The organism is Methylobacterium sp. 275MFSha3.1, assembly GCF_900108435.1.
Lineage (GTDB): Bacteria > Pseudomonadota > Alphaproteobacteria > Rhizobiales > Beijerinckiaceae > Methylobacterium.
Window position 1 is genome coordinate 228732 of sequence record NZ_FNWP01000007.1, and the last position, 26003, is coordinate 254734.

At 71.9% G+C, this 26003-nt stretch carries 28 protein-coding genes; 12 read left to right on the forward strand and 16 right to left on the reverse strand.

The genetic code is table 11. The annotated features are described in order from the left end of the window. Positions 1-12 precede the first annotated feature (12 nt). Positions 13-492, reverse strand: a complete 480-nt coding sequence (locus BLW78_RS10540) for a hypothetical protein (RefSeq protein WP_091679225.1) — start codon at positions 490-492, stop codon at positions 13-15. Continuing rightward, positions 489-2306, reverse strand: coding sequence for a chloride channel protein (locus tag BLW78_RS10545; protein WP_091679228.1), 1818 nt, complete (start codon positions 2304-2306; stop codon positions 489-491). Before BLW78_RS10545 ends, BLW78_RS10540 begins: the two co-directional genes overlap by 4 nt. Before the next feature lie 136 nt (positions 2307-2442). Between BLW78_RS10545 and BLW78_RS10550 the strand changes: the two genes are divergently transcribed. After that, the gene (locus tag BLW78_RS10550) at positions 2443-2871 is read left to right on the forward strand and encodes a MarR family winged helix-turn-helix transcriptional regulator (protein WP_091679230.1); all 429 of its coding nucleotides are present in this window, start codon (positions 2443-2445) and stop codon (positions 2869-2871) included. A 68-nt stretch (positions 2872-2939) separates the two neighbouring features. Here BLW78_RS10550 and BLW78_RS10555 read toward each other — a convergent pair whose 3' ends face one another. Next, positions 2940-3959 (reverse strand): polyprenyl synthetase family protein, encoded by a 1020-nt coding sequence (locus tag BLW78_RS10555; protein ID WP_091679233.1) that lies wholly within the window; start codon positions 3957-3959, stop codon positions 2940-2942. Positions 3960-4127: 168 nt separating this feature from the next. On the opposite strand from BLW78_RS10555, the gene BLW78_RS10560 reads away from it, so the two are divergent. Both BLW78_RS10560 and BLW78_RS10565 read left to right on the forward strand, forming a co-directional pair. Then, positions 4128-4352: a putative signal transducing protein gene (locus tag BLW78_RS10560; RefSeq protein WP_091679359.1), complete on the forward strand. Its 225-nt coding sequence runs from the start codon at positions 4128-4130 to the stop codon at positions 4350-4352. Then, positions 4349-5107 carry a tRNA1(Val) (adenine(37)-N6)-methyltransferase gene (locus BLW78_RS10565; RefSeq protein ID WP_091679235.1) on the forward strand — a complete coding sequence of 253 codons (759 nt, stop codon included), beginning with the start codon at positions 4349-4351 and terminating at the stop codon, positions 5105-5107. The genes BLW78_RS10560 and BLW78_RS10565 overlap by 4 nt, the downstream gene beginning before the upstream one ends. A 9-nt stretch (positions 5108-5116) precedes the next feature. Here BLW78_RS10565 and BLW78_RS10570 read toward each other — a convergent pair whose 3' ends face one another. Then, on the reverse strand, positions 5117-5428 hold the full coding sequence (locus BLW78_RS10570) for a hypothetical protein (RefSeq protein ID WP_056531638.1): 312 nt from the start codon (positions 5426-5428) through the stop codon (positions 5117-5119). A 32-nt stretch (positions 5429-5460) separates the two neighbouring features. Further along, the gene (locus BLW78_RS10575) at positions 5461-6135 is read right to left on the reverse strand and encodes a hypothetical protein (RefSeq protein WP_056531636.1); all 675 of its coding nucleotides are present in this window, start codon (positions 6133-6135) and stop codon (positions 5461-5463) included. A gap of 405 nt (positions 6136-6540) precedes the next feature. On the opposite strand from BLW78_RS10575, the gene BLW78_RS10580 reads away from it, so the two are divergent. From BLW78_RS10580 to BLW78_RS10590, 3 genes are read left to right on the forward strand one after another with little or no spacing between them, the layout of a single operon-like run. Next, positions 6541-7338, forward strand: coding sequence for a heme ABC transporter permease (locus tag BLW78_RS10580; RefSeq protein WP_026604551.1), 798 nt, complete (start codon positions 6541-6543; stop codon positions 7336-7338). Positions 7339-7348: 10 nt separating this feature from the next. After that, positions 7349-7492: a heme exporter protein CcmD gene (gene ccmD, locus BLW78_RS10585; protein WP_020090708.1), complete on the forward strand. Its 144-nt coding sequence runs from the start codon at positions 7349-7351 to the stop codon at positions 7490-7492. After that, on the forward strand, positions 7489-8103 hold the full coding sequence (locus BLW78_RS10590; RefSeq protein WP_091679238.1) for a DsbE family thiol:disulfide interchange protein: 615 nt from the start codon (positions 7489-7491) through the stop codon (positions 8101-8103). The genes ccmD and BLW78_RS10590 overlap by 4 nt, the downstream gene beginning before the upstream one ends. A gap of 3 nt (positions 8104-8106) precedes the next feature. Here BLW78_RS10590 and BLW78_RS10595 read toward each other — a convergent pair whose 3' ends face one another. Together BLW78_RS10595 and ftsY are read right to left on the reverse strand one after the other, a co-directional pair. Beyond that, a complete protein-coding gene (locus tag BLW78_RS10595) occupies positions 8107-8721 on the reverse strand; it encodes a septation protein A (RefSeq protein ID WP_091679240.1) in 615 nt (204 codons plus the stop codon). A gap of 131 nt (positions 8722-8852) precedes the next feature. Beyond that, positions 8853-10253, reverse strand: coding sequence for a signal recognition particle-docking protein FtsY (ftsY, locus tag BLW78_RS10600; protein WP_091679243.1), 1401 nt, complete (start codon positions 10251-10253; stop codon positions 8853-8855). Between the two features lie 57 nt (positions 10254-10310). On the opposite strand from ftsY, the gene BLW78_RS10605 reads away from it, so the two are divergent. After that, on the forward strand, positions 10311-10985 hold the full coding sequence (locus BLW78_RS10605) for an RluA family pseudouridine synthase (RefSeq protein WP_091679246.1): 675 nt from the start codon (positions 10311-10313) through the stop codon (positions 10983-10985). Between the two features lie 182 nt (positions 10986-11167). Here the strand turns inward: BLW78_RS10605 and mtaB are convergent, their stop codons facing one another. Both mtaB and dapF read right to left on the reverse strand, forming a co-directional pair. Continuing rightward, a complete protein-coding gene (mtaB, locus tag BLW78_RS10610; protein ID WP_091679250.1) occupies positions 11168-12394 on the reverse strand; it encodes a tRNA (N(6)-L-threonylcarbamoyladenosine(37)-C(2))-methylthiotransferase MtaB in 1227 nt (408 codons plus the stop codon). Further along, positions 12394-13281, reverse strand: a complete 888-nt coding sequence (gene dapF, locus BLW78_RS10615; RefSeq protein WP_091679253.1) for a diaminopimelate epimerase — start codon at positions 13279-13281, stop codon at positions 12394-12396. Before dapF ends, mtaB begins: the two co-directional genes overlap by 1 nt. Before the next feature lie 195 nt (positions 13282-13476). Between dapF and BLW78_RS10620 the strand changes: the two genes are divergently transcribed. From BLW78_RS10620 to tam, 5 genes are all read left to right on the forward strand, one after another. After that, positions 13477-14244: a GyrI-like domain-containing protein gene (locus BLW78_RS10620; protein WP_091679256.1), complete on the forward strand. Its 768-nt coding sequence runs from the start codon at positions 13477-13479 to the stop codon at positions 14242-14244. 161 nt (positions 14245-14405) lie between these two features. Beyond that, entirely contained in the window at positions 14406-15167 is a 762-nt protein-coding gene (locus BLW78_RS10625) for an endonuclease III domain-containing protein (RefSeq protein ID WP_042674887.1), read from the forward strand. Positions 15168-15260: 93 nt separating this feature from the next. Beyond that, complete coding sequence (trpS, locus tag BLW78_RS10630) at positions 15261-16325, forward strand: tryptophan--tRNA ligase (protein WP_091679259.1); 1065 nt, start codon at positions 15261-15263, stop codon at positions 16323-16325. Next, positions 16322-17023, forward strand: a complete 702-nt coding sequence (locus BLW78_RS10635; RefSeq protein WP_091679262.1) for a haloacid dehalogenase type II — start codon at positions 16322-16324, stop codon at positions 17021-17023. The genes trpS and BLW78_RS10635 overlap by 4 nt, the downstream gene beginning before the upstream one ends. A gap of 22 nt (positions 17024-17045) precedes the next feature. Beyond that, the gene (tam, locus tag BLW78_RS10640; RefSeq protein WP_091679265.1) at positions 17046-17828 is read left to right on the forward strand and encodes a trans-aconitate 2-methyltransferase; all 783 of its coding nucleotides are present in this window, start codon (positions 17046-17048) and stop codon (positions 17826-17828) included. 21 nt (positions 17829-17849) lie between these two features. On the opposite strand, the gene BLW78_RS10645 is transcribed toward tam, so the two are convergent. The 7 genes from BLW78_RS10645 to BLW78_RS10675 form a co-directional block, all read right to left on the reverse strand. Continuing rightward, entirely contained in the window at positions 17850-19925 is a 2076-nt protein-coding gene (locus tag BLW78_RS10645; RefSeq protein WP_091679268.1) for a methyl-accepting chemotaxis protein, read from the reverse strand. 223 nt (positions 19926-20148) lie between these two features. Continuing rightward, on the reverse strand, positions 20149-20802 hold the full coding sequence (locus BLW78_RS10650) for a pyridoxamine 5'-phosphate oxidase family protein (RefSeq protein WP_091679271.1): 654 nt from the start codon (positions 20800-20802) through the stop codon (positions 20149-20151). Positions 20803-20968: 166 nt separating this feature from the next. Beyond that, positions 20969-21988 (reverse strand): ketol-acid reductoisomerase, encoded by a 1020-nt coding sequence (gene ilvC, locus BLW78_RS10655; protein WP_091679273.1) that lies wholly within the window; start codon positions 21986-21988, stop codon positions 20969-20971. Between the two features lie 12 nt (positions 21989-22000). Next, positions 22001-22654, reverse strand: coding sequence for a TetR/AcrR family transcriptional regulator C-terminal domain-containing protein (locus BLW78_RS10660; RefSeq protein ID WP_091679276.1), 654 nt, complete (start codon positions 22652-22654; stop codon positions 22001-22003). A gap of 87 nt (positions 22655-22741) precedes the next feature. Then, a complete protein-coding gene (locus BLW78_RS10665) occupies positions 22742-23386 on the reverse strand; it encodes a glutathione S-transferase family protein (protein ID WP_091679278.1) in 645 nt (214 codons plus the stop codon). Between the two features lie 120 nt (positions 23387-23506). Further along, positions 23507-24049, reverse strand: coding sequence for an acetolactate synthase small subunit (ilvN, locus tag BLW78_RS10670; protein WP_020090724.1), 543 nt, complete (start codon positions 24047-24049; stop codon positions 23507-23509). An 82-nt stretch (positions 24050-24131) separates the two neighbouring features. Beyond that, positions 24132-25907, reverse strand: coding sequence for an acetolactate synthase 3 large subunit (locus BLW78_RS10675; protein ID WP_091679281.1), 1776 nt, complete (start codon positions 25905-25907; stop codon positions 24132-24134). Positions 25908-26003: the final 96 nt, after the last annotated feature.

Genomic DNA, 26003 nt, shown 5'->3' on the forward strand with positions numbered 1-26003 from the left:
CGCGGGCGGCGTTCAGCCGGACTCCGCCTCGTACACCGTCACGACGCCGCGGCCCTCGGGCACCATCACGCGCCAGCCGCGCGCCCGCGGCAGGTCGCCGGGATCGATGGCGCTGGCCCGACCGGTCCCGACATCGTAGGTCGCGAGCCGGCCGTCCGAGATGCGTCCGCGCAGATACGCCCGGCCGTCGCCGAGGTGGAGCGCGGCCGGAGCGGCGGTGACGCCGAGGGCGACGTCCGCGAGGGCGCCGCTCGGCGCCAGGACGGCCCCCGGCAGCGCCAGCACGTCGGCCTCGGGAGCGATCTCGGACGGGACCCGCAGGTGGCCATCGACCGCGTGACGGCGGTTCAGCAGCAGGGCCTCCCGACGTCCCTCACGCTGCACGACGAGGGCGAGATCCGGCCCGTCCCGGCCGGCGATCAGGTAGACGCTGCCCGGCGCGAGCCGATCGAGGCGGGTGGTCCGGCCGGGACGGTGCAGGTCCAGGGTCATGCTTCCATCCGCGCGCGCCGCTCACCCCGCCCCTTCCGGTAGAACGCGCGACGCTCGGCTTCGGCCCGAACCACGGTGGCGCGCACCTGGAGCAGGTCCTTGCGGGTCAGGAGCCCGACGAGGCCGCCGGTGCGCGGATCGGTGACCGGCAGGCGCCCCTGCCCGGCCGACAGCATCACGTCGAGGGCGTGCGAGACCACGTCGCCCGGATGGACGACGGCGAGATCGGCGTCCGAGACGCGCTCGCCGAGGGTGCCGGCCTCGGCCTCGCCGTCGCGCTCCTCCAGGGTCCAGCGCAGGGCGTCGCTGCGCGAGACGAGACCCACGGGCCGGCCCGCGCCGTCGACCACCGGATAGGCGTGGTGGGCACCGATCTCGATCGCCGCGAGGGCGTCGGCCAGGGGCAGGTCCGCGTCGAGGGTCTCGACCGTGCGGGTCATCACCGCCTCGACCCGGGCGAGTTCGTAGGGATCGATCCCGTATTCCCGGATCACGTGCTGCCCGCGCCGGGCGATCTTCTCGGTCAGGATCGAGCGCTTGAGGAGGAGCACGGTCACCGCGTAGGCCGCCATGGTGGCGGCGAGCAGCGGCGCCAGAGCGGCGACGTCGCCGGTCACCTCGACGGCGAAGACGACGCCGGTCAGCGGCGCCGGCAGGGTGCCGCCGAGCATCGCCGCCATGCCGATGAGCGCCCAGAAGCCGTGGGCGCCGGGCAGGAGGAGGCCGATCAGCCAGCCGACGGCGCCGCCGAGGATCAGCAGCGGCGCGAGCACGCCTCCGGACGTGCCCGACGATAGGGCGGCGAGCCAGATCACCGCCTTCACCACAAGGATCAGCACGACGGCGCTCGCCAGCATGTGGCCGGAGAGCAGGTCGTGAATGACGTCGTAGCCGACGCCGAGCGCCCGAGGCTCCACGAGGCCGCCCAGCCCGACCACGACGGCGCCGAGGGCGGGCCACCACATCCAGTGCAGCGGAAGCCGCCCGAAACCGTCCTCCAGCGCGTAGAGCGCCCGGGTCAGCGCCCCCGAGATCAGGCCGCAGGCGACCCCGAGCAGCGCGCAGGCGGGCAGCCCCCACCAGGGCAGGGCCGGATTGTCGGCGAAGGCGAAGAGCGGGCCGGCGCCGAACAGGGCCGGCCGCCAGCAGGCCGCGGTGACCGCCCCGACGGTCACCGGGACGAGGCTGCGCGGCCGCCACTCGAACAGCAGGACCTCCACGGCGAGCAGCACGGCCGCCACGGGCGTCCCGAAGATGGCGGTCATTCCGGCCGCCGCGCCCGCCACCAGCAGGGTCTTCCGCTCGGCGGCGCTGAGATGGAAGAACTGGGCGAAGAGCGAGCCGACCGCGCCGCCCGTCACGATGATCGGCCCCTCGGCGCCGAACGGGCCGCCGGTGCCGATCGCCACCGCCGAGGAGAGCGGCTTGAGCACGGCGACCTTGGGCGACATCCGGCTGCTGCCGATCAGGATCGCCTCCATCGCCTCCGGGATCCCGTGGCCGCGGATCTTCTCCGAGCCGTAGCGCGCCATGGCGCCGACGATCAGCGCCCCGATCACCGGGATCGCCACCATCCAGGGCCCCGGCGCCGCGCCGGCCAGGGAGGTCAGGTCGGTGTCGAGCCGGCCGTACCAAGCGAGGTTGGTCACGAGGCCGATCAGCGTGAGCAGGATCCAGGCGGTGCCGCTGGCGGCAGTCCCGGTGACGACCGCCATGCCGGCCAGCGTCAGGACCCGCCGGTCCGCGCTGAAATCTCCCAGCGCCCGCCGCGACGGCCTACCGTCCCCGCTCCCGCTCCCAGTCCCGCCGATCATCAGGGCCTCCTTTCCTCGCGGCGGCACTTATGTCGTGATCCGATATATTCGACAATGGCTCGACCGTTGCAGCCGGGACAGGACTGCCGATACGACGCAGCATCGGCGGCTCGGACGATTCACCACGGAGGCGATCATGGAGGCCGATGCCCCCGGAACGGCGGCACTGTCGCGGGAGCAGTACGCGGCGCTGGCGGATTTCCGATTCCGTCTCCGCCGCTTCCTGGCGTTCAGCGAGGCCGCCGCGGCCCGGGCGGGGCTGCCGCCGCAGCAGCATCAGGCGCTGCTGACGCTCGCAGGCCACGTCCGGCGCGCGCCCGCCACGGTCGGCCTGCTGGCCGAGCAGCTGCTCATCGCCCCCCACAGCGCGGCCGAGCTGGTGTCCCGCATGGTCGAGGCCGGCCTGCTGACCAAGACTCGCGCCGTCGAGGACAGGCGGCGCAGCGAGCTGTCGCTGACGCCGCGCGCCGAGGCCCTGCTGCGGACCCTCACGGACGCGCATCTCGCGGAGTTGCGCGACCTCGCCCCCGCCCTCACCGAGGCCCTCGGGCCCGTGACGCGGTGAGGCCGACGCGCCCCGTCAAGCTGGCGGAGGTCGGTTGCCGTCGACGCGGGAGCCGAGAGCGCCCGCCCTCAGCGCGCCCGCGCCACGCAGAACTCGACGGCCCCGAGGAGCGCCGCCTTGACGGGCCCGTCCGGGAAGATGTCGAGGGCGGCCCGGGCCTCGGCGCCGTAATGGTGGGCGCGGGCCACGGTCTCCTCCAGGGCACCGTGGCGCTGCAGGAGGTCGAGGGCGGTCTCCAGGTCGGTCTCGCCGATCTCGCCCTGCTGCAGGGTGCGCCGCCAGAAGCCGCGCTCGCCCTCGCTGGCCCGGCGATAGGCCAGCACGATCGGCAGGGTGATCTTGCCCTCGCGGAAATCGTCGCCGACGTTCTTGCCGAGCTCCGCGGAGGTGCCGCCGTAGTCGAGCACGTCGTCGATCAACTGGAAGGCGATGCCGAGATTCATCCCGTAGGACCGGGCGGCCGCCTGCTCGGCCTCGGGCCGGCCGGCGAGCACCGGCCCGACCTCGCAGGCGGCGGCGAACAGCTCGGCGGTCTTGCCGCGGATCACCGCCAGGTAGGCGGCCTCGTCGGTCTCCAGGTTCTTGGCGTTGGTGAGCTGCATCACCTCGCCCTCGGCGATCACCGTGGCGGCGGCCGAGAGGATGTCGAGCGCCTTGAGCGAGCCGACCTCCACCATCATCCGGAAGGCCTGGCCGAGCAGGAAGTCGCCGACCAGCACGGAGGCCTCGTTGCCCCACTTGATCCGGGCCGCGACGCGGCCGCGGCGCATGTCGCTCTCGTCGACCACGTCGTCGTGGAGGAGCGTCGCGGTGTGCATGAACTCGACGCTGGCGGCGAGCTTCACGTCGCCGTCGGCGGCGCCCGCGTAGCCGCAGAGCCGGGCGCAGGCCAGGGTCAGGATCGGGCGCAGGCGCTTGCCGCCGGAGGCGATCAGATGGTTGGCGACCTCGGGGATCATCGCCACGTCCGATCCCGTCCGCGACAGGATCGTGGTGTTGACCCGCGCCATGCCGTCGGCCACCAGCGCGACGAGGTCGTTGAGCCCCGCCTCCGCCTCGGGCTTCGGATTCTCGATGGAGAGGGCCATACCCAAGATCCGTGACCTCCAGACCGGTCGCCCCGCAGGGGGCGGGCGATCCCTTCGCACGCGCCCCGCGGCGCCGCAACATCGTCGCCGGCCGGATATGGGGTGTCGCCAGCGCGGATCTCACGCGACGAAACCGCCGATCCCCGCCCGTTCCGGAGCCGCGCCGCGATGATCGAGCTGATCCGGGCCAACGACGTGGTGCTGATCGGGTTCGCCCGCTCGGTCCTCGAGGCGGCCGAGATCCCGGTCCTCGTGGCCGACGGTCACATGAGCCTGATGGAGGGGTCGATCGGCGTCTTCGGCCAGCGCCTCCTCGTGCCGCGCGACCACGAGGCCCAGGCCCGCCGGCTGCTGACCGATGCCGGCATCGCCCACGAGTTGCGTCAGCCGTGACGGCCGAGGCCGACAGCGGCGCCGATCCCTTCCTCGGCGGCCGCCTGCGCCTGCACCAGCCGCCGCGGGGGGCGCACCGCGCCGGGACCGACGCGGTGCTGCTCGCCCGGCTGCTCGCGCCGCGCGCCGGGGACCGGCTCTGCGACGTCGGCGCCGGGACCGGCGCCGTCGGCCTCGCCTGCGCGGCCCTGGCGCCGGGGCTCCGGCCGACCCTGGTCGAGCGCGACCCGGCACTCGCCGATCTGGCCCGCGCCAACGCGGCCCTCAACGGCATCGACGCGCGGATCGTGGTCGCCGACGTGCTGGCACCCGCGGCGGAACGCCGCGCCGCCGGTCTGCTGCCGGACAGTTTCGACGTCGTGCTCACCAACCCGCCGTTCTTCGCGGCCGGCGATCACCGCGCCTCGCCGCATCCGGGCCGCGCCGCCGCCCACACCTTCGCGGGCGGCGATCTCGACGCCTGGATCCGCGCCTGCACGGCGATCCTGCGGCCCGGCGGGCGCCTCGGCCTCATCCACCGGGCGGACGCCCTCCCGGCCTGCCTCGACGCCCTCCGGGGCCGCTACGGCGGGCTGGCGATCCGCCCGGTCCATCCCCGCGGCGACGTGCCCGCGATCCGCGTGCTGATCGCGGCGACCCGCGGCAGCCGCGCCTTGCCGAGCCTGCTGCCGCCCCTCGTCCTGCACAGCCCCGACGGCACCTTCACCGACGAGGCCGAGGTGCTCCATCGCGGCGCGCCGTGGCCGGCGCTCTGATCGCCCGCGTCACGCCGCGAGGGCGGCGGGCTCGGCGTCGCGGATGCCGAGGAACCGCTCGACCTCCGGAAGGTCCGGGAAGGCGAGGAATTCGGGGCGCAGCGGCTCGGGCAGCCCCTCGAAGTTGAGCCCCGGGAACGTGTCGGGATGCGGGTAGAGCTGCCAGGCCGCGCCGGGCTCGACCGGAGGGAACAGGATCGCGACCTTCTCGGCGCCGAGGCGGACGATCCGCGTCGGGCTGTACGACAGGGTCTCGATGCTCCAGCCGCGGTGGGAGTCCCGGCGGGCCTTCATGGTGCGGCGGCTCGTCGCGCGATGCATGGCGGTCTCCTTCGGTGGGGGTGGAAGCGGGATCAGGCGGCGCTGCGGCGTCCGGCGCGCTTCGGCCAGCCCAGCGCCACGAGGCGGGCCTTGGCGTAGTCGCGCACCTCGTCGCGGGTGCCGGGCGGCATGGTCGCCAGAACGGCCTGGGTGGCGCCGTCCAGCATCAGGTCGGTGACCGCGTTGATGGTCTCGGCCTCGTCGATGCGGCGCTTGAGGTCGCCCTCGGCCTCGGTCACCTCGTCGAAGGCGGGCGCCTCCTCGAAATCCTCGTCGACGGCCCGGACCGGGACCTGATGGGCCCGGAACTCGTCGGCCTCCTCCTCGGAGTAGACGAGGCCGTGCAGCTCGATGAGCTTGAGGATGACGCGGTCCTTCCCGCGCTTCTCGGCCATGGCGTAGACGTAGGCCGCCTGCTTGCCCGAGACGCGGTAGTTCACGTTGACCAGCGCCTCGCCCATGGACCACTCGACCCGCTCGGTCCCGGGCTTCGCGCCGGGCAGCCGGCCGGTGACCAGGATCACGGCCTCGTCGCGCTCGGCCCGAATGACGGTCGGCGGCTCGAACACGATGCCGGCCTGCGCGGCGATGCGCTCCAAGGTCTTGTGGTAGATGACGGCGGTCCCCTGGACGCGCCAGACGTTGCCCCCGAAGGGCTCGCCGTAGCGGACGAGGATGTCGGCGATCTGCTTGTCGGCGGTTCGCATGGGGCGCTCGTTCCGTCAGGGTGAGGTCACGTCGTCCACAGCTTTTATCGGCGACGCTCTTTCGTTCTCTTTTTGTTCACATCTATATGCGCAATCCGCCCGCGATGCGCAAGGCTCGGACGCGAAAAGCGGCGGCCGCGGACATGCGTCATCGTCGGACACGTGCGGACGTGGCGCGGGTCCCCGCTCCCGTGCGGGAGAGCGCGTGCGTCGCGGATGTCTCAGGAAGACGGCTCGTTGTCGGCGCAGTCGTACAGCAGCTTCTCGGATCCGAAGGCCCGACGGGTTCCGGCCCGGCGCACGATGCCATTGCGGCACCCCCGCCGCCTGCGCCGCCGACCCGCATTGTTGCTGCACCGCACCCTAGGCTAGACCGCTTCCACGATGTCCGAGACAGCTGCCGCGATGACGCCTTCCCTCTGGACCCGCCTGTCGAACCCCAGCCACTTCATGCGGTGGTCGGGGGCGCTCGTGCCGTGGCTGACGGCCCTGTCCCTCGGCGTGCTGGCCCTGGGCCTGTACCAGACCTTCTTCGTGGTGCCGCCCGACTACCAGCAGGGCGAGACGGTGCGGATCATGTACATCCACGTCCCGGCGGCGTGGCTCGGCGTGTTCTTCTACGGCGCGATGAGCGTGTCGGCGATCGGAACCCTGGTCTGGCGCCACCCGCTGGCCGACGTCGCCCAGCGGGCGGCCGCGCCGATCGGGGCCGCCTTCACGCTGATCTGCCTCGTGACCGGCTCGCTGTGGGGCAAGCCCATGTGGGGCACCTACTGGGTCTGGGACGCGCGCCTGACCTCCATGCTGATCCTGCTGCTGATCTACTGCGGCATCATCGCCCTGTGGCGGACCCTGGAGGATCCGAACCGCGCCGCCCGCGCGGTCGCGATCCTGACGCTGGTCGGCGCCGTGAACCTGCCGATCATCAAGTTCTCGGTGAACTGGTGGTCGACCCTTCACCAGCCGGCCTCGATCCTGCGCATGGGCGGCTCCACCATCGATCCCTCGATGCTCCACCCGCTGCTGGTCATGATCGCCGCCGCGACCCTCGGCGGGACGACCCTGCACCTCTACGCGATGCGCACCGAGATCATGCGCCGCCGGGTGCGGACGCTGACGATCCGCGAGGCCGAGCGCCTCGACCGCGCCCAGCCGCGCCTCACCCCGACACCGGCCGCGATGCCGGTCGGGCAGCCGGTCTAGGAGGACCGCGATGGATCTCGGGTCTCACGGCGGCTTCATCCTGGCCGCCTACGCGTTCACGGCGGTGGTGATGGTCGCCCTCGTGGGCAACGCCCTGCGCGACCGACGGGCGCAGCGGCGCGCCCTCAGGGGCTTCGGCGAGGACCGGCGATGAGCGCGCCCCTCGACGACACCGCCGGCCGGACACCGCCGGTCCGCCGCTCGCTGTTGCTGATCCTGCCGGCGCTCGTCTTCGCGGCGCTCGCCGCCGTGCTGTTCCTGCGCCTGCGCTCCGGCGCCGACCCGGCCGCCCTCCCCTCCGCGATGATCGGCAAGCCGGTCCCGCGCTTCGACCTGCCCGCCGTGCCGGGGCTGACCGCCAACGGCGTACCCGTGCCCGGCCTGTCGAGCGCGGACCTCAAGGGCCAGATCACGGTGCTCAACGTCTTCGCCTCGTGGTGCGCGCCCTGCCAGGTGGAGCACCCGATGCTGATGCGGCTGGCGAAGGAGCCCGGCATCCGGCTCGTGGGGATCGACTACAAGGAGCCGAACCCCGAGGCCGGCCAGCGCTTCCTGACCCGGCACGGCGTGCCGTTCAGCGCGGTGGGAGCCGATGCCGGCGGCCGCGCGGCGATCGATTTCGGCGTCTACGGCGTGCCCGAGACCTTCATCATCGGGCCCGACGGCGTGATCCGCGACAAGCTGGTCGGCATCCTCACGCCGGAGAATTTTTCCAGCGTGCTCGCCCGCATCCGCGCGGCCGGCAAGGTCGCGGCGGCGCAGTAGGCGTCACGCCTCCGGCTGCGCCTTCTTGCGCTCGTAGCGGGTGAGCAGCGGCGTCTGCGCGAGGGCGAACAGCACGGTGATCGGCATGATGCCGAACACCTTGAAGTTGACCCAGAAATCCTCCGTCTGGGTCCGCCAGACCAGCTCGTTGAGCGCCGCCAGCACGAAGAAGAACACGCCCCAGCGGAAGGTGAGCTTCCGCCAGCCCTCGTCGGTGAGGCTGAACATCGAGTCGAGCACCACCGACAGCAGCGAGCGCCCGAACACGAGGCCGCCGAGCAGCACGGTGCCGAACAGGGCGTTCACGATGGTCGGCTTGACCATGATGAAGGTCTTGTCCTGCAGCGCCAGGGTCAGGCCGCCGAACACCACCACCACCACGCCGGACACGAGCGGCATGATCGGCAGGCGGCGCACCATCACGTAGTGGATCGCCAGAGCCACCACGGTCGCCGCGATGAACACGCCCGTGGCCACGAACAGCTTCTGGTCCGGGGCGACGCCGAACTTCTCGGAATAGGCGTTGCCGAGGAAGAACAGCACCAGCGGCCCGAGTTCCAGCGCCAGCTTCACGAGCGGCGGCAGGTGGCGGTGCGGGGGGACGGATTCGATCTGCATACGCTCGGTTGGCTCGGCTGCGGCGCTCACGGTAGGCTGAGAGCGTCGGACGGGATTCGCCGGGGTGTGTGTAACGCGGAGCGGGCGATGTCCATGACATCGCGCACCGAAGAGCGGCGGGCGCCCGCGCCCTAATCCTTCTCCAGCCCGGCGATCGCCCGGGCGAAGTCGCGGGCCGCGAAGGGCTCCAGATCCTCCACGCCCTCGCCGACACCGATGAAGTGCACCGGCAGGCCGAACTTCGCCGCCAGCGCCACCAGGATGCCGCCCCGGGCGGTGCCGTCGAGCTTGGTCATCACCAGGCCCGAGACCGGCGCGGCCTGCGAGAACAGCTCCACTTGGCTGAGCGCGTTCTGGCCGACCGTGGCGTCGAGGACGAGGAGCGTGGCGTGCGGCGCCTCCGGGTCCTGCTTGCGCAGGACGCGGACGATCTTCTCCAGCTCGGCCATCAAGCCGGCCTTGTTCTGGAGCCGGCCGGCGGTGTCGATCAGCAGCACGTCGGTGCCGGCGGCGCCCGCCTGCTTCAGGGCGTCGAAGGCGAGGCCCGCCGCGTCCGCCCCCTGCGCGCCGCTCACCACCGGCGTGCCGGTGCGCGCACCCCAGACCTTGAGCTGGTCGATCGCCGCCGCGCGGAAGGTGTCGCCGGCCGCGAGCATCACGGTGCGCCCCTCCGCCCGCAGCTTCGAGGCGAGCTTTCCGAGCGTCGTGGTCTTGCCGGCGCCGTTCACGCCGACCGTCAGGATCACGAAGGGCTTCCGGGCGGCGTCGATCGTCAGCGGCACCGCAACCGGCTCCAGCGCCCGCTCCACCTCCGCGGCCAGGATCGCCCGGACCTCGTCGGGCGAGATGCCCTTCTCGTAGCGGCCCTTGCCGACGGCCTCCGAGACCCGCATCGCGGTCTCCAGGCCGAAATCGGCCTGGATCAGGGCGTCCTCCAGGTCCTCAAGGGTCGTGGCGTCGAGCTTGCGCTTGGTGAACAGGCCCGTGACCCGGTCGGACAGCGCCGACGAGGTCCGCTTCATCCCGGAGGTGAGGCGGCTCCACCAGCCCTTGGCCTCCGGCTCGCGGTCCGGCCCGGCGCCGGCGTCGTGCGCGAGGGCCGCGGCGTTGTCGACCGGCTGGATGTCGGGCTGGGAAGCGGGTTGAATCTCGGGCTGCACGTCGGCAGCCGGCTCCACCACCGGCTCGCGGTTCATATCACCCGTATCGACCGGGTCGGCGCCGTGCGCGGGATCGTCACCGGCGGTGCCGGCCGGCGGACGCTCCGGCTCGCCCTCCACGGGCAGCAGGTCCGCACCCTCGACCGCGTCCGGGACCGGCTCCCCGGTCTCCTCGGGCGGCAGCGGGACGTGGGTGACATCTTCCGCGGCGGTGGCGAAGTCCGGCTCCCCCTCGGAGAGCGAGGCCGCCCCGGCCGGAAGCTCGGCCTCGGGCTTGTCCTCGGCCTGATCCTCGGCTCTGTCCTCGGGCGCGGGCTGGCCTTTGCGCCCGAACAGGCGTCCAAACCAGCCGGGCTTCTCCTCGCTCGCCATGAAATCGCGTCCTCGCCCCACCTTGCCCCGCCGACACCGACCCTCTAGCCGATCCGGATGTCCAACGCCTTCGACATAGGCGCGCGCCTCCTCTACCGCGATGCCCTGCTGCTCGTCATCGACAAGCCGGCGGGTTTACCGGTCCATCCGGGCCCCCGCGGCGGCGAGACGCTCACCGACCACCTCGACGCGCTCCGGTTCGGCCTGCCCCGCCGGCCGGAGGCCGCGCACCGGCTCGACCGCGACACCTCCGGCTGCCTCGCGCTGGGCCGCCACGCCAAGGCTCTGGCGCGGCTCGGAAAGCTCTTCTCCGGCAGCGCCGTCGACAAGACCTACTGGGCGATCGTGGCCGGCGGTCCCGCCGAGGAGGAAGGCAGCATCGACCTGGCGCTGGCCCGCCGCTCGGACGATCCGCGCTCGTGGTGGATGAAGGCCGACCCCGCGGGGGACCCGTCGCTGACGCACTGGCGGGTGCTCGGCCGCGCCGGCGGGCGGACCTGGCTGGAGCTGAAGCCGGTCACCGGCCGGACCCACCAGCTCCGGGTCCACTGCGCCGCCTCCGGCTGGCCGATCCTGGGCGACGCGGTCTACGGCGGCGCGCCCCGCGGGAGCGCGCTGCACCTCCACGCGCGGGCGCTGTCGATCCCGCTTTATCCTAAACGGGAGGCCATCACGGTGACGGCGCCGCCCCCACCGCACATCGCCGAAGCCGTGGCGACGATGGGCGCGTGAGCCTCGCATCATCGCGAGCGCAGCGAAGCGACCCAGGGCAGCGCGACATCGGGAGACCTGGCGCCGCTGGATTGCTTCGCTCCGCTCGCAAAGACGGCGCCGGGCACGATTGAACATGCGCCTGGACCGCATCCGTCCTTTCGGGGCCGGCACGGAGTGTGACAGGCCAGGAAGACCGGGCGCTAGGCGCCGATCAGCCGCGCCCCGTCGTGCCCGGCGATGGCGATGCTGTGAAACGTCCCGGGCGCCTCATCGGCCGCCAGCCGCACGGCCGTGAAATCCACACTCCGCCCGACGCCGCCTCGCTCGGCCAGGACCGTCAGGCGGCGCCCGACCTGCGCGTCGAGGTGCCGCCGCAGGGCACCCGCACCCGCCTCGCGCAGCCGCGCCGCCCGCGCACGGATCACGTCCGGCGCAACCGGCGGCATGCGCGCGGCCGGCGTCTCGGGACGTGGGGAATAGGGGAAGACGTGCAGGTGCGTCAGCCCGCACTCCGCCACGAGGTCGAGGGAGCGGGCGAACTGCGCCTCCGTCTCGGTCGGGAAGCCGGCGATCAGGTCGGCGCCGAGCACGATGTCGGGTCGCAGCCGCCGCACCGTCTCGCAGAAGCGGATCGCGTCGGCGCGCAGGTGCCGGCGCTTCATCCGCTTGAGGATCAGGTCATCGCCGGCCTGCAGCGACAGGTGCAGGTGCGGCATGAGCCGCTCCTCCTCGGCGATCGCCGCCAACAGGGCGTCGTCGGCCTCGACGGAATCGATCGAGGAGAGGCGCAGGCGCGCGAGGTCGGGCACCGCCCGGAGGATCGCCCGCACGAGGCCGCCGAGGGACGGGGCCGGGCCGGCGAGGTCGCGGCCGTAGGCGGTGAGGTCGACGCCGGTCAGCACCACCTCGCGCCCACCCCGGGCCACGAGGGTCTCGACCTGCGCGATCACGTCCGCCTCCGGCACCGAGCGGGAGACGCCCCGCCCGAACGGGATCACGCAGAAGGTGCAGCGGTGGTCGCAGCCGTTCTGCACGGGCACGAAGGCGCGGGTGTGCCCGGCCACGGCCTCGACCCGCGTCGGCTCGGCCGTTCGCGCCGCCATGACGGCGCCCGGGCCGGTCGCGGCCGCAGACCAGCCCTCCGGCCGCAGCTTCTCGGCGTTGCCGACGAGGCGCGCGACCTCCGGCATGGCCGCGTAGGCCTCCGTCTCGACTTCGGCGCCGCAGCCGGTGACGACGATCTCGGCGCCGGGCCGCTCCCGGGCGATGCGCCGGATCGCCTTGCGGGCCTGCCGCCCGGCCTCGGCGGTCACCGCGCAGGTGTTCACCACCACCCGGTCGCGCCCGTCCGCAGCCGCGTGGGCCCGGAGGGCCTCGGACTCGACCGTGTTGAGGCGGCAGCCGAAGGTGAGGGTCTCGACCGCCATCAGGCCGCGCTGTCGAACAGCTCCGGCGCCAGGGTCCCCTCGGCGACGAGCGCGACCGGACCGGTCATCAGGACGTGGTCGTCGGCACGCCACTCGACGAACAGCTCGCCGCCCGGCAGCGCGACGCTGGCCTGCCGGCCGATCATCCGCAGGCGCGAGGCGGCCACCACGGTGGCGCAGGCGGCGGTGCCGCAGGCGAGCGTCAGCCCGGCCCCCCGCTCCCAGACACGGAGCTTGATCGTCTCGCGGCCCGTCACCTGCGCCACCGAGATGTTGGCGCGCTCCGGGAACAGCGGGTGGTTCTCCAGCATCGGGCCGATCCGGGCGAGGTCGAAGCTGTCCGGATCCTGCTCCACGAAGAACACCGCGTGCGGGTTGCCCATGTTCACGGCGCCAGGCGAGTGCAGGATCGGGTCGTCGATCGGGCCGATCTGCAGCTCGATCCGCCGGGTATCGGGGAACGGCTCGGACAGGGGGATCTCGTCCCAGGCGAGCCGCGGCCGGCCCATATCGACCGTGAAGGCGCGTTCCGAGACGCGGCGCACTCCGAGCAGGCCGGCCTTGGTCTCCAGGGTGAGCCGGCCTCCCTCGGCCGGCCGCGCCATGGCCGGGTCGTCGAGCATCGCGTAGGCGACGCAGCGCGTGCCGTTGCCGCAGGCGCCCGATTCCGAACCGTCGGTGTTGTAGATGCGCATGAACGCGTCCGTGCCCGGACTCACGGGATCATGCAGGACCATCAGCTGATCGAAGGTCGAGCCGGGATCCTGGGCGATCGCCCGCGCCTCCTCGGGCCGGACTTTCGCCGCGGAGCCGCGCAGGTCCAGCACCACGATCGCGTTGCCGGCGCCGTGCATCTTCAGGAAGCGTCTGTGGGCGAGTGCGCTCATGCGGTCCCGCGGTTGGAGGAAGGCGCGGGCTATATCGCAAAAGCCGCTGCCCGGCGCGAGGGGTGCCACGGCGTGGCAGATGCGCCGCACCCGCGGCTCTCGTCCGCGGCGCCCTCGCGGGCCGTCCCGTTCGCCACTAGGTTACGCCGCGGGAGCCCGCGCGATCATCCGCGGGCCTCGACCGGAGCGCCCTACGTGATCCGCCTTCGTCCGCTCGTCGCCCTCTCGGCCGCCCTCGTACTCGCGTCGGCCGGCCCGATCGCCGCCCAGCAGCAGCCCGCGCCGCCGCCCTCCACGGCGCCCGCGCCGGCCCAGACGAACCCGCTGCCGACCACGACCGCGCCGAACCCGGTCGCGGACCCGGACAAGAGCGCGGCCCCGGCCCCGCAGCAATCGGTGGCGCCCCCGCCCGCGGGCCAGTCTGCGGCGGGAACGCCCCCGGCCACGAGCACGGGGACACCCGGCCGGCCCACGCTCATCGAGAAGGCCGGCGAGCCCGGCGACGTCGACGAGGTCACCCTCCCGGCCAAGCCCGCCGCGATCCTGTCCGGCAAGACCAAGTGGGAGGAGGCCGTGCCGAACCTGAAGCAGGCCTTCGCGCGGATCGAGGCCGACCTCGCCAAGCTCGGCGTCGCGCCGGCCGGCCGGCCGCTCGCGGTCTTCACCCGCACGGACGACGACGGCTTCGAGTTCGAGGCGATGGTCCCGGTGGCGGCCGCGCCGAGCCCGGCACCGGCCGAGACCGACGGCCTGCGCTTCGGCACGACGCCCTCCGGCAAGGCGCTGCGCTTCGCCCACAAGGGCTCCTACGAGTCGATCGACAGCACCTACGAGACGCTGACCGCCTACCTCGATGCCAAGGACATCGTCGTGCAGGACCGGTTCGTGGAGGAGTACGCCACCGACCTCAAGGACAGCACCGACGACAGCCTCGACGTGAACATCTACGCGCTGGTGAAGTAGGCGAGCGCGGGCCGGCGGCGGCGCCCTTCGGTCGCGACGACCGCCTCGGAATCGAGCGCGCCCTGCTCTCCGCTGGAAGCGCGCGGACCCGACGATGCGGACAGATCGCCGCTGCCTCGTACCAGCAGGAACAGGGGCGGCGGCTGACGGATTCGCCCGACATGCCCGCCGCCGACCTCAGATCCGCGACCGTCCCGCGTTCACGCCGCAAGGCGGTCCCCGCCGTCGCGGATCCGGCGCTGGCCGAGAAGGCGCTCGCCGTCCACGCGCGGCTCTGCCCGGTCTACGGCTGCCCGATCCCTTACTTCCACAGCCTCGATCCGGTCAGCGAGCTCGTCTCGTCGCTCCTGTCGCACCGGACCCGCAATGCCGAATCCGGCCGGGCCTTCAAGGCGCTGCGGGCGCGCTTCCCCGACTGGGACGCGGTGCTCGACGCGGACGTGCCGGAGATCGAGGCCGCCATCGCGGGCGTGACTTGGCCGGAGCTGAAGGCGCCGCGTATCCGCGACGTGCTCCGCGCCCTGCGCGACCGGCACGGCAGCCTCGACCTCGCCTTCCTGGCCGACATGGAGGTCGAGGCGGCGCGGGAATGGCTGCAGGCGATCCCGGGCGTCGGGCCGAAGACCAGCGCGGCGGTCCTGTCCTTCTCCACCCTGCGGATGCCGGCGCTGCCGGTCGACAGCCACCATCACCGGGTCGCCCAGCGCCTCGGGCTGATCGGCAGGCGGGTCGATGTCGGCCCGTCGCACCCGATCCTGCGGGCGCAGCTCCCCGCGGACTGGAGCGCGCAGGACCTCTACGACAATCACGAGATCCTGATGCTGCACGGGCAGAAGGTCTGCCATCATCATCGCCCGGCCTGCGGGCGCTGCGTCCTGGTCGACCTCTGCCCCAGCGCGAAGCTGCCCACGCGGGAGCCGTGAGCGCGTCCTTGACCATTCCGGCCTACGGGTGCGAGTAACCGCGCGCCCGGACGGCGCGGAGCCCCGGTCTTCCCTCGCTCAGGATCGGCGCCGATGGCCGCGTTCACCGAATTGGTCTTCTCGGGCGTCCAGCCCACCGGCAACCTGCACCTCGGCAACTATCTCGGGGCGGTGAAGCGCTTCGTGGAGATGCAGGAGCGCGACGCGCAGTGCCTGTACTGCGTGGTCGACCTGCACGCGATCACCGTCTGGCAGGATCCCGAGGCCCTGCGCGGCCAGATCCGCGAGGTCACGGCCGCCTTCCTCGCCGCCGGCATCGATCCGAAGCGCTCGATCGTGTTCAACCAGAGCCAGGTGCCGCAGCACGCCGAGCTCGCCTGGGTGTTCAACTGCGTCGCCCGTCTCGGCTGGCTGAACCGCATGACCCAGTTCAAGGAGAAGGCCGGCAAGGACCGGGAGAACGCCTCGATCGGCCTCTACGACTACCCGGTGCTGATGGCGGCCGACATCCTGGCCTACCGGGCGACCCATGTGCCGGTCGGCGAGGACCAGAAGCAGCACCTGGAGCTGACTCGGGACATCGCACAGAAGTTTAACACCGACTTCTCGGGGTCGATCACGGCGCACGGCCACGGCGACGCGTTCTTCCCGATCACGGAGCCGCTGATCGGCGGCCCGGCCGCCCGGGTCATGTCGCTGCGCGACGGCACCAAGAAGATGTCGAAGTCGGATCCGTCGGACAACGCCCGCATCAACCTCACGGACGACGCGGACGCCATCGCGCAGAAGATCCGGAGAGCGAAGACCGACCCCGAGCCCCTGCCATCCGAGGTGGCGGGCCTGAAGGAGCGGCCCGAGGCCGACAACCTCGTGGGGATCTACGCGGCGCTCGCCGGGATCACCCGCGAGGACGTTCTGCGCGATTTCGGCGGGGCGCAGTTCTCGACCTTCAAGCCGGCTCTGGCCGACCTCGCGGTGACGAGCCTCGCGCCGATCGCCGAGGAGATGCGCCGCCTCACCGCCGATCCGAGCCATATCGACGCTGTGCTGGCCGACGGCGGCGCCCGGGCCGAGACCATCGCGGCGCAGACCCTCGACGCGGTCAAGGACATCGTCGGCTTCGTACGGCGCGGTCCCAGCCTGCAGGCGGTGCGGTGACCGTCCGGGCGCTGATCTTCGACGTCTTCGGGACGCTGGTCGACTGGCGCTCCGGCGTCGCCCGCGAGGCGGCGCGGCTGCTCGCGCCCGTCGCGCCGGACCTCGATGCCGGCGCCTTCGCGGACGCGTGGCGGGCCCGCTACAACCCGTCGATGGAGACGGTGCGCTCCGGCGCCCGACCCTACGTCGACCTCGACACGCTCCAGGCCGAGTCGCTGCCCAGCGTGCTGGCGCAGTTCGGCATCGCGGGCGTCTCCGAGGCCGTGCGGGGCGAGCTTGTCCAGGCGTGGCACCGGCTCGACGCGTGGCCCGAGGTGCCGGACGCGCTGCGACGCCTGCGCGAGAAGCACCTCCTGGCACCGAACTCCAACGGGCATGTCCGGCTGATGGCCGACCTCGCCCGCCGCAACGGCCTGATCTTCGACGCGGTGCTCGGCGCCGGCTATTCCCGCGACTACAAGCCGAAGCCGGCGCTCTACCGCGACGCGGTCGCGGCCTTCGGCTTCGCGGCCGGCGAGACCATGATGGTCGCCGCCCACTGGAACGATCTCGCGGCGGCCGCCAGCCACGGGCTCGCCACCGCCCACATCGCCCGCCCGCACGAGCACGGCCCGGCCGGCGGCGAGACTGCGCCGACGGTGCCGGTCACCCACGCGGCGCGGGATCTGGCGGATCTCGCCGACCGGCTCGGCTGCTGACGGATCGATACGGGAGGGTGTGATGGCCGACTGGAACCCCGCCCTCTACACCCGCTTCGAGGACGAGCGGACCCGCCCCGCCGCCGAGCTCCTCGCCCGCGTGCCCCTCGACGCACCGCGGCTCGCCGTCGATCTCGGCTGCGGGCCGGGCAATTCCACCGCGCTGATCGCGGCGCGCTTCCCCGACGCGGAGGTGATCGGCCTCGACACCTCCCCGGCGATGCTGGAGAGCGCCCGCGCCCGCCTGCCGGGCCTGTCCTTCGCGCTGGCCGACGCCGCCACCTGGGTACCCGAGCGGGCCCCGGACCTGATCTACGCCAACGCCGTGCTGCAATGGCTGCCGGACCACGCGACCCTGCTGCCGCGGCTGTTCGGTCTCCTCGCCCCGGGCGGCGTGCTCGCCGTGCAGATGCCCGACAACCTCGCGGAGCACACCCATCGCCTGATGCGCGCGGTCGCGGCGGACGGCCCCTGGGCGGCCGCGATCGGCGATCCCGCCGTGGCCGGCCGCCTCGGGCGGATGCTGGAACCCGCCGCCTACTACGACCTGCTGGCGCCGCGCGCCGCCGCCGTCGACGTCTGGCGCACCGCCTACCACCACCGCATGGCGGACGCGGCCGCCATCGTGGACTGGGTCAGCGCGACCGGGCTCCGGCCGTTCCTCGACCCGCTGGATCCGGAGGAGCGGGCCGGCTTCCTGGCGGCCTACACCCGCGCGATCGACGCCGCCTACCCGCCGCGCAGCGACGGGCGGCGCCTGCTCGCCTTCCCGCGCGTGTTCATCGTCGCCCGCAAGGCGCCGTAGCGCGGGCCGGCACGGCGACCATCAGGCCGCGCGCACCGTTCCGAGGAAGCGGCCGACCTCCGCCCGGAGATGCGCGGATTGCCGCGACAGGTCCGCGGACGATTCCAGCACCTGACCGGCGGCAGAGCCGGTCATGTCGGCGGCTTCGGCCACGCGGGCGATGTTCGTCGTCACCTCGCCCGTGCCGGCGGCGGCCTGGGTCACATTGCGGACGATCTCCTGGGTTGCCGTGCCCTGCTGCTCGACCGCGGCCGCGATCGTCGTGGCCGCCCCGCTGATCTCGTCGACGCGCGTCGTGATGCTGCCGATCGCCGAGGCCGCCTGCTCGGTCGAGGCCTGGACGCGGGCGATCTGGCCCGCGATCTCCTCGGTGGCCCGTGCGGTCTGCTCGGCCAGCGCCTTCACCTCGGCGGCCACAACCGCGAAGCCCCGGCCGGCCTCGCCGGCGCGGGCCGCCTCGATGGTGGCGTTCAGGGCCAGCAGGTTGGTCTGGCCGGCGATGCCGCTGATCAGCGCCACAACATCACCGATCTTCATCACCGCCGCGCTCAGATCCTCCACCAGCCGCACCGTGCGCCCGGCCTCGTCGGCCGCGGCCCGCGCGAGTTGCGCGGATCCCTGGACCTGACGCCCGATCTCCTGCACCGAGCTGCCGAGTTCCTCGGCCGCGGAGGCCGCGGCCCGGACGTTGGCGGCGGCCTCCTCGGCCCCGGCCGCGACGGTGGTCGACTGGCCGGCGGTCTCCGACGCCGTGGCGGCCAGCGCCCCGGCCGTGGCCTGCAGCGCGGTGGCCGCGTCCGTGACCGTCGCGACGATGCCGCCGATGGCCTGCTCGAAGCTGTTCGCCAGGTCCGCGTACACCCGCTTGCGGTCCCGGTCGGCCGCCGCCTGAGCCTCCGCCCGCGTCCGCGCGTCGGCCTCCGCCTGCGCCCGCAGGCCGTCGCGCAGCTTCAGCACGGCACGCCCGACCAGTCCGACCTCGTCGCGGCGCCGCGCCTCGCGCACATCCGCCCCGTAATCGCCCGCGGCCATGTCGCCGATGGTCCGGCCGAGGCCGCGGATCGGCGCCCCGACGAGACGGTGCAGCGCGCCGAAGACGGCCGCGCACCCGATCAGCACGCAGAGGACCGAGATGCCGATCAGCGTCGCGCGCGCCCGATCGGCGGCGGCCGTGAGCGTCGCCACCGGCACCGCGACGACGATCGCCCAGCGGTCGGGCGTCTCGCCCGCCTGGATATGCTGCGCCATGTAGCGCCACGGCGCCCCGTCCGGGCCCGGCGCGTCGGTCACCACCACGGCTCCCGCCGCGATCGCCTGCCGGGCCGCGTCGGCCGCCGACGCGTCGAAGCCGTGCATCGGCTTCCCGGCCGCCGCGCGGGTCGGATGCGCGACGGTCGTTCCGTTCGCCGAGACCACGGCGAGGTAGCCGGTCCCGAACGGCCTCGCCGCCCCGAGGGCGGCATTCAGGAACCCGAGATCGATGTCGACGCCGGCGGTGCCGCGATACGTGCCGTCCACGCTGATCGGCGCACCGAAGGACATCATGACGACGTCCTTTCCGGCCACCGGGTAGATGTAGGGTTCGATGGCGACCAAGCGGTTCAGCCGCTTCGGCCGGAGGTAATAGGCGCCGTCCGGCTCGGCCTCGTAGCCCGTGAGGACCTCGCGCTTGATCGTGCCGCTCCCGCGGTTCCAGTAAGGCATGAAGCGGCCGCTCGCGTCCGAGGAGGCCGTGCCGGCGAACGCGCGGTCGCGCCCATCCAGAGCGTTCGGCTCCCAGCCCGTCCAGGTGGCGATCAGCTCGGGGTTGGCGCGCAGAAGCTCGCGCAGCAGCGCGTCGTAGATGTCCCGGTCCTGGATGCGGCCGGCGCGCAGGGCCGACGCGGAGGCCGCGATGCTCTCGGCAGTCTTGGCCGCTACCGCGAGGCGGAAGCGGACCTCGCGCGCCTCGTTCGACAGCGTCTCCGACTGTATCTCTGCGGCCTGCTCATCGAAGGAAGCGTCGATTCGGCGGGCGAGAAAAGTCGTCCCCCCCGCGAACACCGCAGCGATCAGGATGCTGCAGATCAATGCGACGCGCAGCGGGAGCGAAACCATGATCTTAACGGTCCGAGCAAAGATGCGATCGGCAAAATCTGCACGAAATTTATGGCTCGGCACTCGCATCGTCAAGAATTTTTTGGACAATTAAACTATAGAACACAGAAGTTTTGCTTTATTAGTATTTTGTACGGCAGATTTATACTCGGAAAAATCTGATTTGACGAAAATTGAGTTCCTCACCGGCCGCCCGGGACTGCGGGGCGGCCGGAATGGACGATCAGGCCTCGCCGCGGGCCATCAGCGCCTCGTACTCCGCGACTTCCAGCCGGCCCTCCTGGGCAACGCGGGCCTTGTCGGCATCGCTGATCACGTCGCCCGCGAGGTCGAGGCGCTTCCAGGCGGCGAGCGGGGTCTCGCGGCCGGGACGCGGCACGTACTTGTTCTGCTCGAGCTTCTGGTACTTGTGGATGTAGCGCGGGCAGTTGATCCAGATCTTCGTCACCGCGACCTTCACGAGGTACTTGGCCTCGGTGTACGCGGCCATGAGGGCGTCGTCGCGCAGCAGCGACGCGTGGCCCTGGACGCGGATCCGGTGGGGCGTCTCGAAGTCGATGAACAGCAGGCCGACCTTGGCCTGCCCCTCGATGTTGCCCATCGAGTAGAACATGCCGTTGCCGTCGAAGCCCGGGAAGACGAGCGTCTTGTCGTCGAGCACCTTCACGAAGCCCGTGGGACCGCCCTTGTAGGAGACAGTCGGCATGCCGTCGGGGTCGACGGTCGAGAGGAAGAACATGTCGCGGGAGCCGATGAAGGCGGCCTCGTCCGGCTGGACGCTCTCGTGGACCCAGTCCTCGTCGAGGCGCACGGCGAGCTTGGTGGTGCCGAACTCCTCCTGCAGCGCCCGGTGCGCGTCGGAATAGAGCGATGCCATGGGTGTCCTCTCCGCTTGCCGGTCCTCGTGCAGGCGAGACCGCTGCCGGGCTTATGGCCGGGATTTCCGGTGCCGGACAACCCGGAACGCGAAGGGCCGGCCACGCCTTCGCGCGACCGGCCCTCAAGCGCGGGCGAGCAGAGCCCGGCCGCGCGATCCGAAGCAATCAGTTGCGGGTCTTGTCGACCAGCGCCTTCTCGGAGATCCACGGCATCATGCCGCGGAGCTTGGCGCCGACCTCCTCGATCGGGTGGGCGGCGAGCTTGGCGCGGGTCGCCTTGAACGAGGTCTGGTTGACCCGGTTCTCCAGCATCCAGTTGCGGGTGAAGATGCCCGACTGAATGTCGTTCAGCACGCGCTTCATCTCGGCCTTGGTCTCGGGCGTGACGATGCGCGGGCCGGTGACGTACTCGCCGTACTCGGCCGTGTTGGAGATCGAGTAGTTCATGTTGGCGATGCCGCCCTCGTAGATGAGGTCGACAATCAGCTTCACCTCGTGGAGGCACTCGAAATAGGCCATCTCGGGGGCGTAGCCCGCCTCGACCAGGGTCTCGAAGCCGGCCTTGATCAGCTCGACGAGGCCGCCGCACAGCACGGCCTGCTCGCCGAACAGGTCGGTCTCGCACTCCTCCTTGAAGGTCGTCTCGATGATGCCGGCGCGGCCGCCGCCATTCGCCGAGGCGTAGGACAGGCCGAGGTCGTGGGCGTTTCCGCTCGCGTCCTGCGCGATGGCGATCAGGGTCGGCACGCCGCCACCGCGCAGGTACTCGGAGCGCACGGTGTGGCCCGGGCCCTTCGGGGCGACCATCAGGACGTCGAGGTCCTTGCGCGGCTCGATCAGGTTGAAGTGGACGTTGAGGCCGTGGGCGAACAGGAGCGCGGCGCCCTGCTTCATGTTGCCCTCGAGGGACTCGCGGTAGATGTCGCCCTGCAGCTCGTCGGGGGTCAGCATCATCACCACGTCGGCCCACTTGGCGGCCTCGGCGACCGACAGGACCTTGAAGCCCTCGTGCTCGGCCTTCTTGGCGGTGGCGGAGCCCTCGCGCAGCGCGATGACGATGTCCTTCACGCCGGAATCGCGCAGGTTGAGCGCGTGGGCGTGGCCCTGGCTGCCGTAGCCGACGATGGCGACCTTCTTGCCCTTGATCAGGTTCAGGTCGGCGTCGCGATCGTAATACACCCGCATGTCTGTCTCCTCTTAAGATCGGTGGTTCGGGTCGGGTTTGGCCCGGCCGTAGAGGGCCAGGAACTGCTCGACGGCGCGGCCCGCATCGCGCCGGATCTCGGCCCCGTCGAGGTCGAGGGTCTCGCCGAGCAGAAGTCGGATCTGAATATCCCGGCCGACGAGGCCGAAGAAGGTGCGGAACGCGGCCTCGCTGTCGGCGAAGGTGAGCAGGCCGGCGGCGCGCCCCGCCTCCAGCACGGGCTTCACCCGCTCGCCGATGGCGAAGCGGCCGTTGGCGAGGACGATGCCGCCGAGATTGCTCTTGCGCGAGCCCGCATGCGCGATGGCGATGCGGTTCAGCGCCACCGAGGTCGGGCCGGTGATGACCTCCAGCCACGTCACGGCGAAGTCCTGCAGGCGCTCCCGCAGGGTCGCGCCGTCGAGCACCTGCGCGGAGTCGTGCCCGGCATGGACCCGGGAGGCCTGCCAGCGCACGGTCGCGGTCAGCAGCCCGTCGCGGTCGCCGAACCACTTGTAGAGCGTCTCCTTCGAGCAGCTCGCCCGTCGCGCGACAGCGTCCATGGTGACTTGCTCGCCGTCCTCGACCATGAGGCCGAGCACGGCGTCCAGCACCGCCTGCTGGCGGGCCGACGGGGCTTCCTGCTCTGCTGTGGCGCTGGCCTGCATCGTCTCGAAATGGCGTACCGTACCGTACGGTACGCCCTCTAGGCCGATTCGGCGGCCGCGGCAAGGGGGTGCCGCGGCCGAACCGCGTCAGCGCGGCAGCGGCAGGCCCTCGCGGGCGAAGACGGCCTGCACGGCCGGGCGCTCGGCGACGCGGCGGGCGTGGGCGGTCCAAGCCGGGAAGCGGCCGGCCATGTCGAACCGCAGCACCGGACCGTTGGCCCAGAACCAGAAGACCATCAGGTAGGCGTCAACGACACTGAAGCGGTCGCCCACCGCCCAGCCGCCGTGCGAGAGGCGCACCTCGGTCATGGTGGCGAGGTCGGCGTAGGTGTTGGCCGCCTTCGCCTTGATGCCCGGAAAGGCGCTCTCGTCGTCGGAGTAGCGCTCGGGACGTCGGACATGGGCGTAGGTCACGTGGTGGTTGCAGGCGAGCCAGCCCAGCCACTCGTCCGCGGCCGCCTGCTCGCGCAGGTCCGCGGGCCACAGCCCCGTCTCGGGAATCTGACGGGCGACGTGGCGCATGATGGCCGCGCACTCGGTGAGGACCCAGCCGTCCTCGGTCAGGGCCGGCACGCGGCCGCGATCGTTGATCGCGAGGTATTCCGGCCGGCGCTGGTCGCCCGCGGCGAGGTCGAGCTTGATGCCCTCGTAGGGCAGCCCGGACTCCTCCAGGATGATGTGGGCGGCGAGCGAGCAGGCGCCGGGGGCGTAGTAGAGGGTGCGGGCGGTCATGAGAGATCCTTGATCGACGAAGTCGGGCGCCGCGTGTCCGCCACGGCGAGGCGACCGCAATCGGCTCGCCTCATCGATACAGCCGGCTCCCCGCAACAATGTTCGGCCTGGTTGCCAGATTTAGAGCGGCTCCGCCCCGCGTCCCATCGCGGAGATGCCGGTCCGGCAGATCTCCACCAGACCGATCACGCTCATCAGGCGCACGAACCGGTCGACATCCTCGGTGGCGCCGGTCAGCTCGAACACGAAGGAGTTGAGCGTGGCGTCCAGCGTCTTGGCGCCGAAGGCAGCGGCCAGTCGCAGGGCCTCGCTGCGGTGCTCGCCCTCGCCCTTCACCTTCACGAGGCAGATCTCGCGCTCGATGGCGTTGCCCTGGAGCGTGAGGTCCACGACCCGGTGCACCGGCACGAGACGGTCGAGCTGCGCCTTGATCTGCTCGATCACGGCGTTCGTCCCGGTGGTCACGATGGTGATGCGCGAGATGTGGCGCGCCTCCTCGGTCTCGGAGACGGTCAGGCTCTCGATGTTGTAGCCGCGGCCGGAGAACAGGCCCGAGATGCGGGCGAGCACGCCGGGCTCGTTGTCGACGATCACCGCCAGCGTGTGCCGGTTCACCGGCTCGACGCGGACGGCATCGGGGTAGTGGGTGTTCATCGCGTTCATCGCCGGCCTCGTCCTCGTCGTTCGACCCATCGCCGCCGCAGCGGCGGATCGCGGCCCGGCGGTGACGCCGGGCCGCCCGCCCTCACACCAGCATCTTGCCTTCCTCGGAGATCACGTCGCCGAGCTCGACGCCGGTCTCACCGAGGTAATCGGACAGGAGCATCTCGTTGTGCGCCTTGCCCGACGGGATCATCGGGAAGCAGTTCTCGGTCTTGTCGACGATGCAGTCGAAGATCACCGGGCCGTCGTAGGCGAGCATCTCGGCGATGGCGCCGTCGAGGTCGCCCGGCTTCTCGCAGCGCATGCCCTTGGCGCCGTAGGCCTCCGCGAGCTTCACGAAGTCCGGCAGGCTCTCCGAATAGCTCTGCGAGTAGCGCGAGCCGTGCAGCAGCTCCTGCCACTGCCGGACCATGCCCATGTACTCGTTGTTCAGGATGAACACCTTGATCGGCAGGCGGTACTGCACCGCCGTCGACATCTCCTGCATGTTCATCAGGATCGAGGCCTCGCCGGCGATGTCGATCACGAGCCCGTCCGGGTGCGCGAGCTGCGTGCCGATCGCGGCCGGCAGGCCGTAGCCCATCGTGCCGAGGCCGCCCGACGTCATCCAGCGGTTCGGCTCGTCGTACTTGAAGTACTGGGCGGCCCACATCTGGTGCTGACCGACCTCGGTGGTGATGTAGGTCTCGCGGTCCTTGCAAGCCTCGTAGAGGCGCTGCACGGCGTATTGCGGCTTGATGATCGTGCCCGACGGCCAGTAGGCGAGGCAGTCCCGCGCCTTCCAGGCGCTGATCTTCTGGAACCACGGATCGAGGTTCGACCTGTCGGGCCGCGACGGCAGGGCGCGCCACGCCTCCAGCATGTCGGCGAGCACCGAGGCGCAGTCGCCGACGATCCCGACATCGACCTTCACGACCTTGTTGATCGAGGACGCGTCGACGTCGATGTGGATCTTCTTGGAGAAGGGCGAGAACGCGTCGAGCCGGCCGGTGATCCGGTCGTCGAACCGGGCGCCGACGCAGATCATCACGTCGCACTCGTGCATCGCGAGGTTGGCCTCGTAGGTCCCGTGCATGCCGAGCATGCCCAGGAACTTCTCGTCCGTGCCCGGATAGGCGCCGAGGCCCATCAGGGTTGAGGTGATCGGGAAGCCGGTCTCGCGGACGAGCTCGCGCAGCAGGCGCGAGGCCTCGGGACCCGAGTTGATCACGCCGCCGCCGGTGTAGAAGACCGGCCGGCGCGCACCCGCCATCAGCTCGACGGCCGCGCGGATCCGGTCGGAATCGCCCTTTACGGCCGGGCGGTAGGTCTTGTGGCTCGCGATCTCGGGGCGCTCGTAGAGGCCGGAGGCGAACTGGATGTCCTTGGGCAGATCGACCACGACCGGGCCCGGCCGGCCGTTCGCCGCCACGTAGAACGCCTCGTGCAGGATGCGCGGCAGGTCGTCGATCGATTTGACGAGGTAATTGTGCTTCGTGCAGTGGCGCGTGATGCCGACCGTGTCGCATTCCTGGAAGGCGTCGGTGCCGATCAGGTGCGTCGGGACCTGGCCGGTGATGCAGACCAGCGGGATCGAGTCCAGCATCGCGTCGGTCAGCCCGGTGACGATGTTGGTCGCGCCGGGGCCCGAGGTGACGAGGACGCAGCCGACCTTGCCGGAGGAGCGGGCATAGCCCTCCGCCGCGTGGACGGCGCCCTGCTCGTGGCGGACGAGGATGTGCTTGACGGCGTTCTGGTGGAAGAGCGCGTCGTAGATCGGAAGTACGGCGCCGCCCGGGTACCCGAACAGCGTGTCGACACCCTGATCCTGGAAGGCCCGGATGACCATCTCGGCCCCGGTCATGACCTCGCCGCCCATGCTCGTCTCCTCGCGCTCTCCGGAGCCACCGCGATCCCGTGATCGCCGCCCTGCCCCGTCCTCTCTCCCGGCACCCCCGTCACGCGGGGCGGTCTC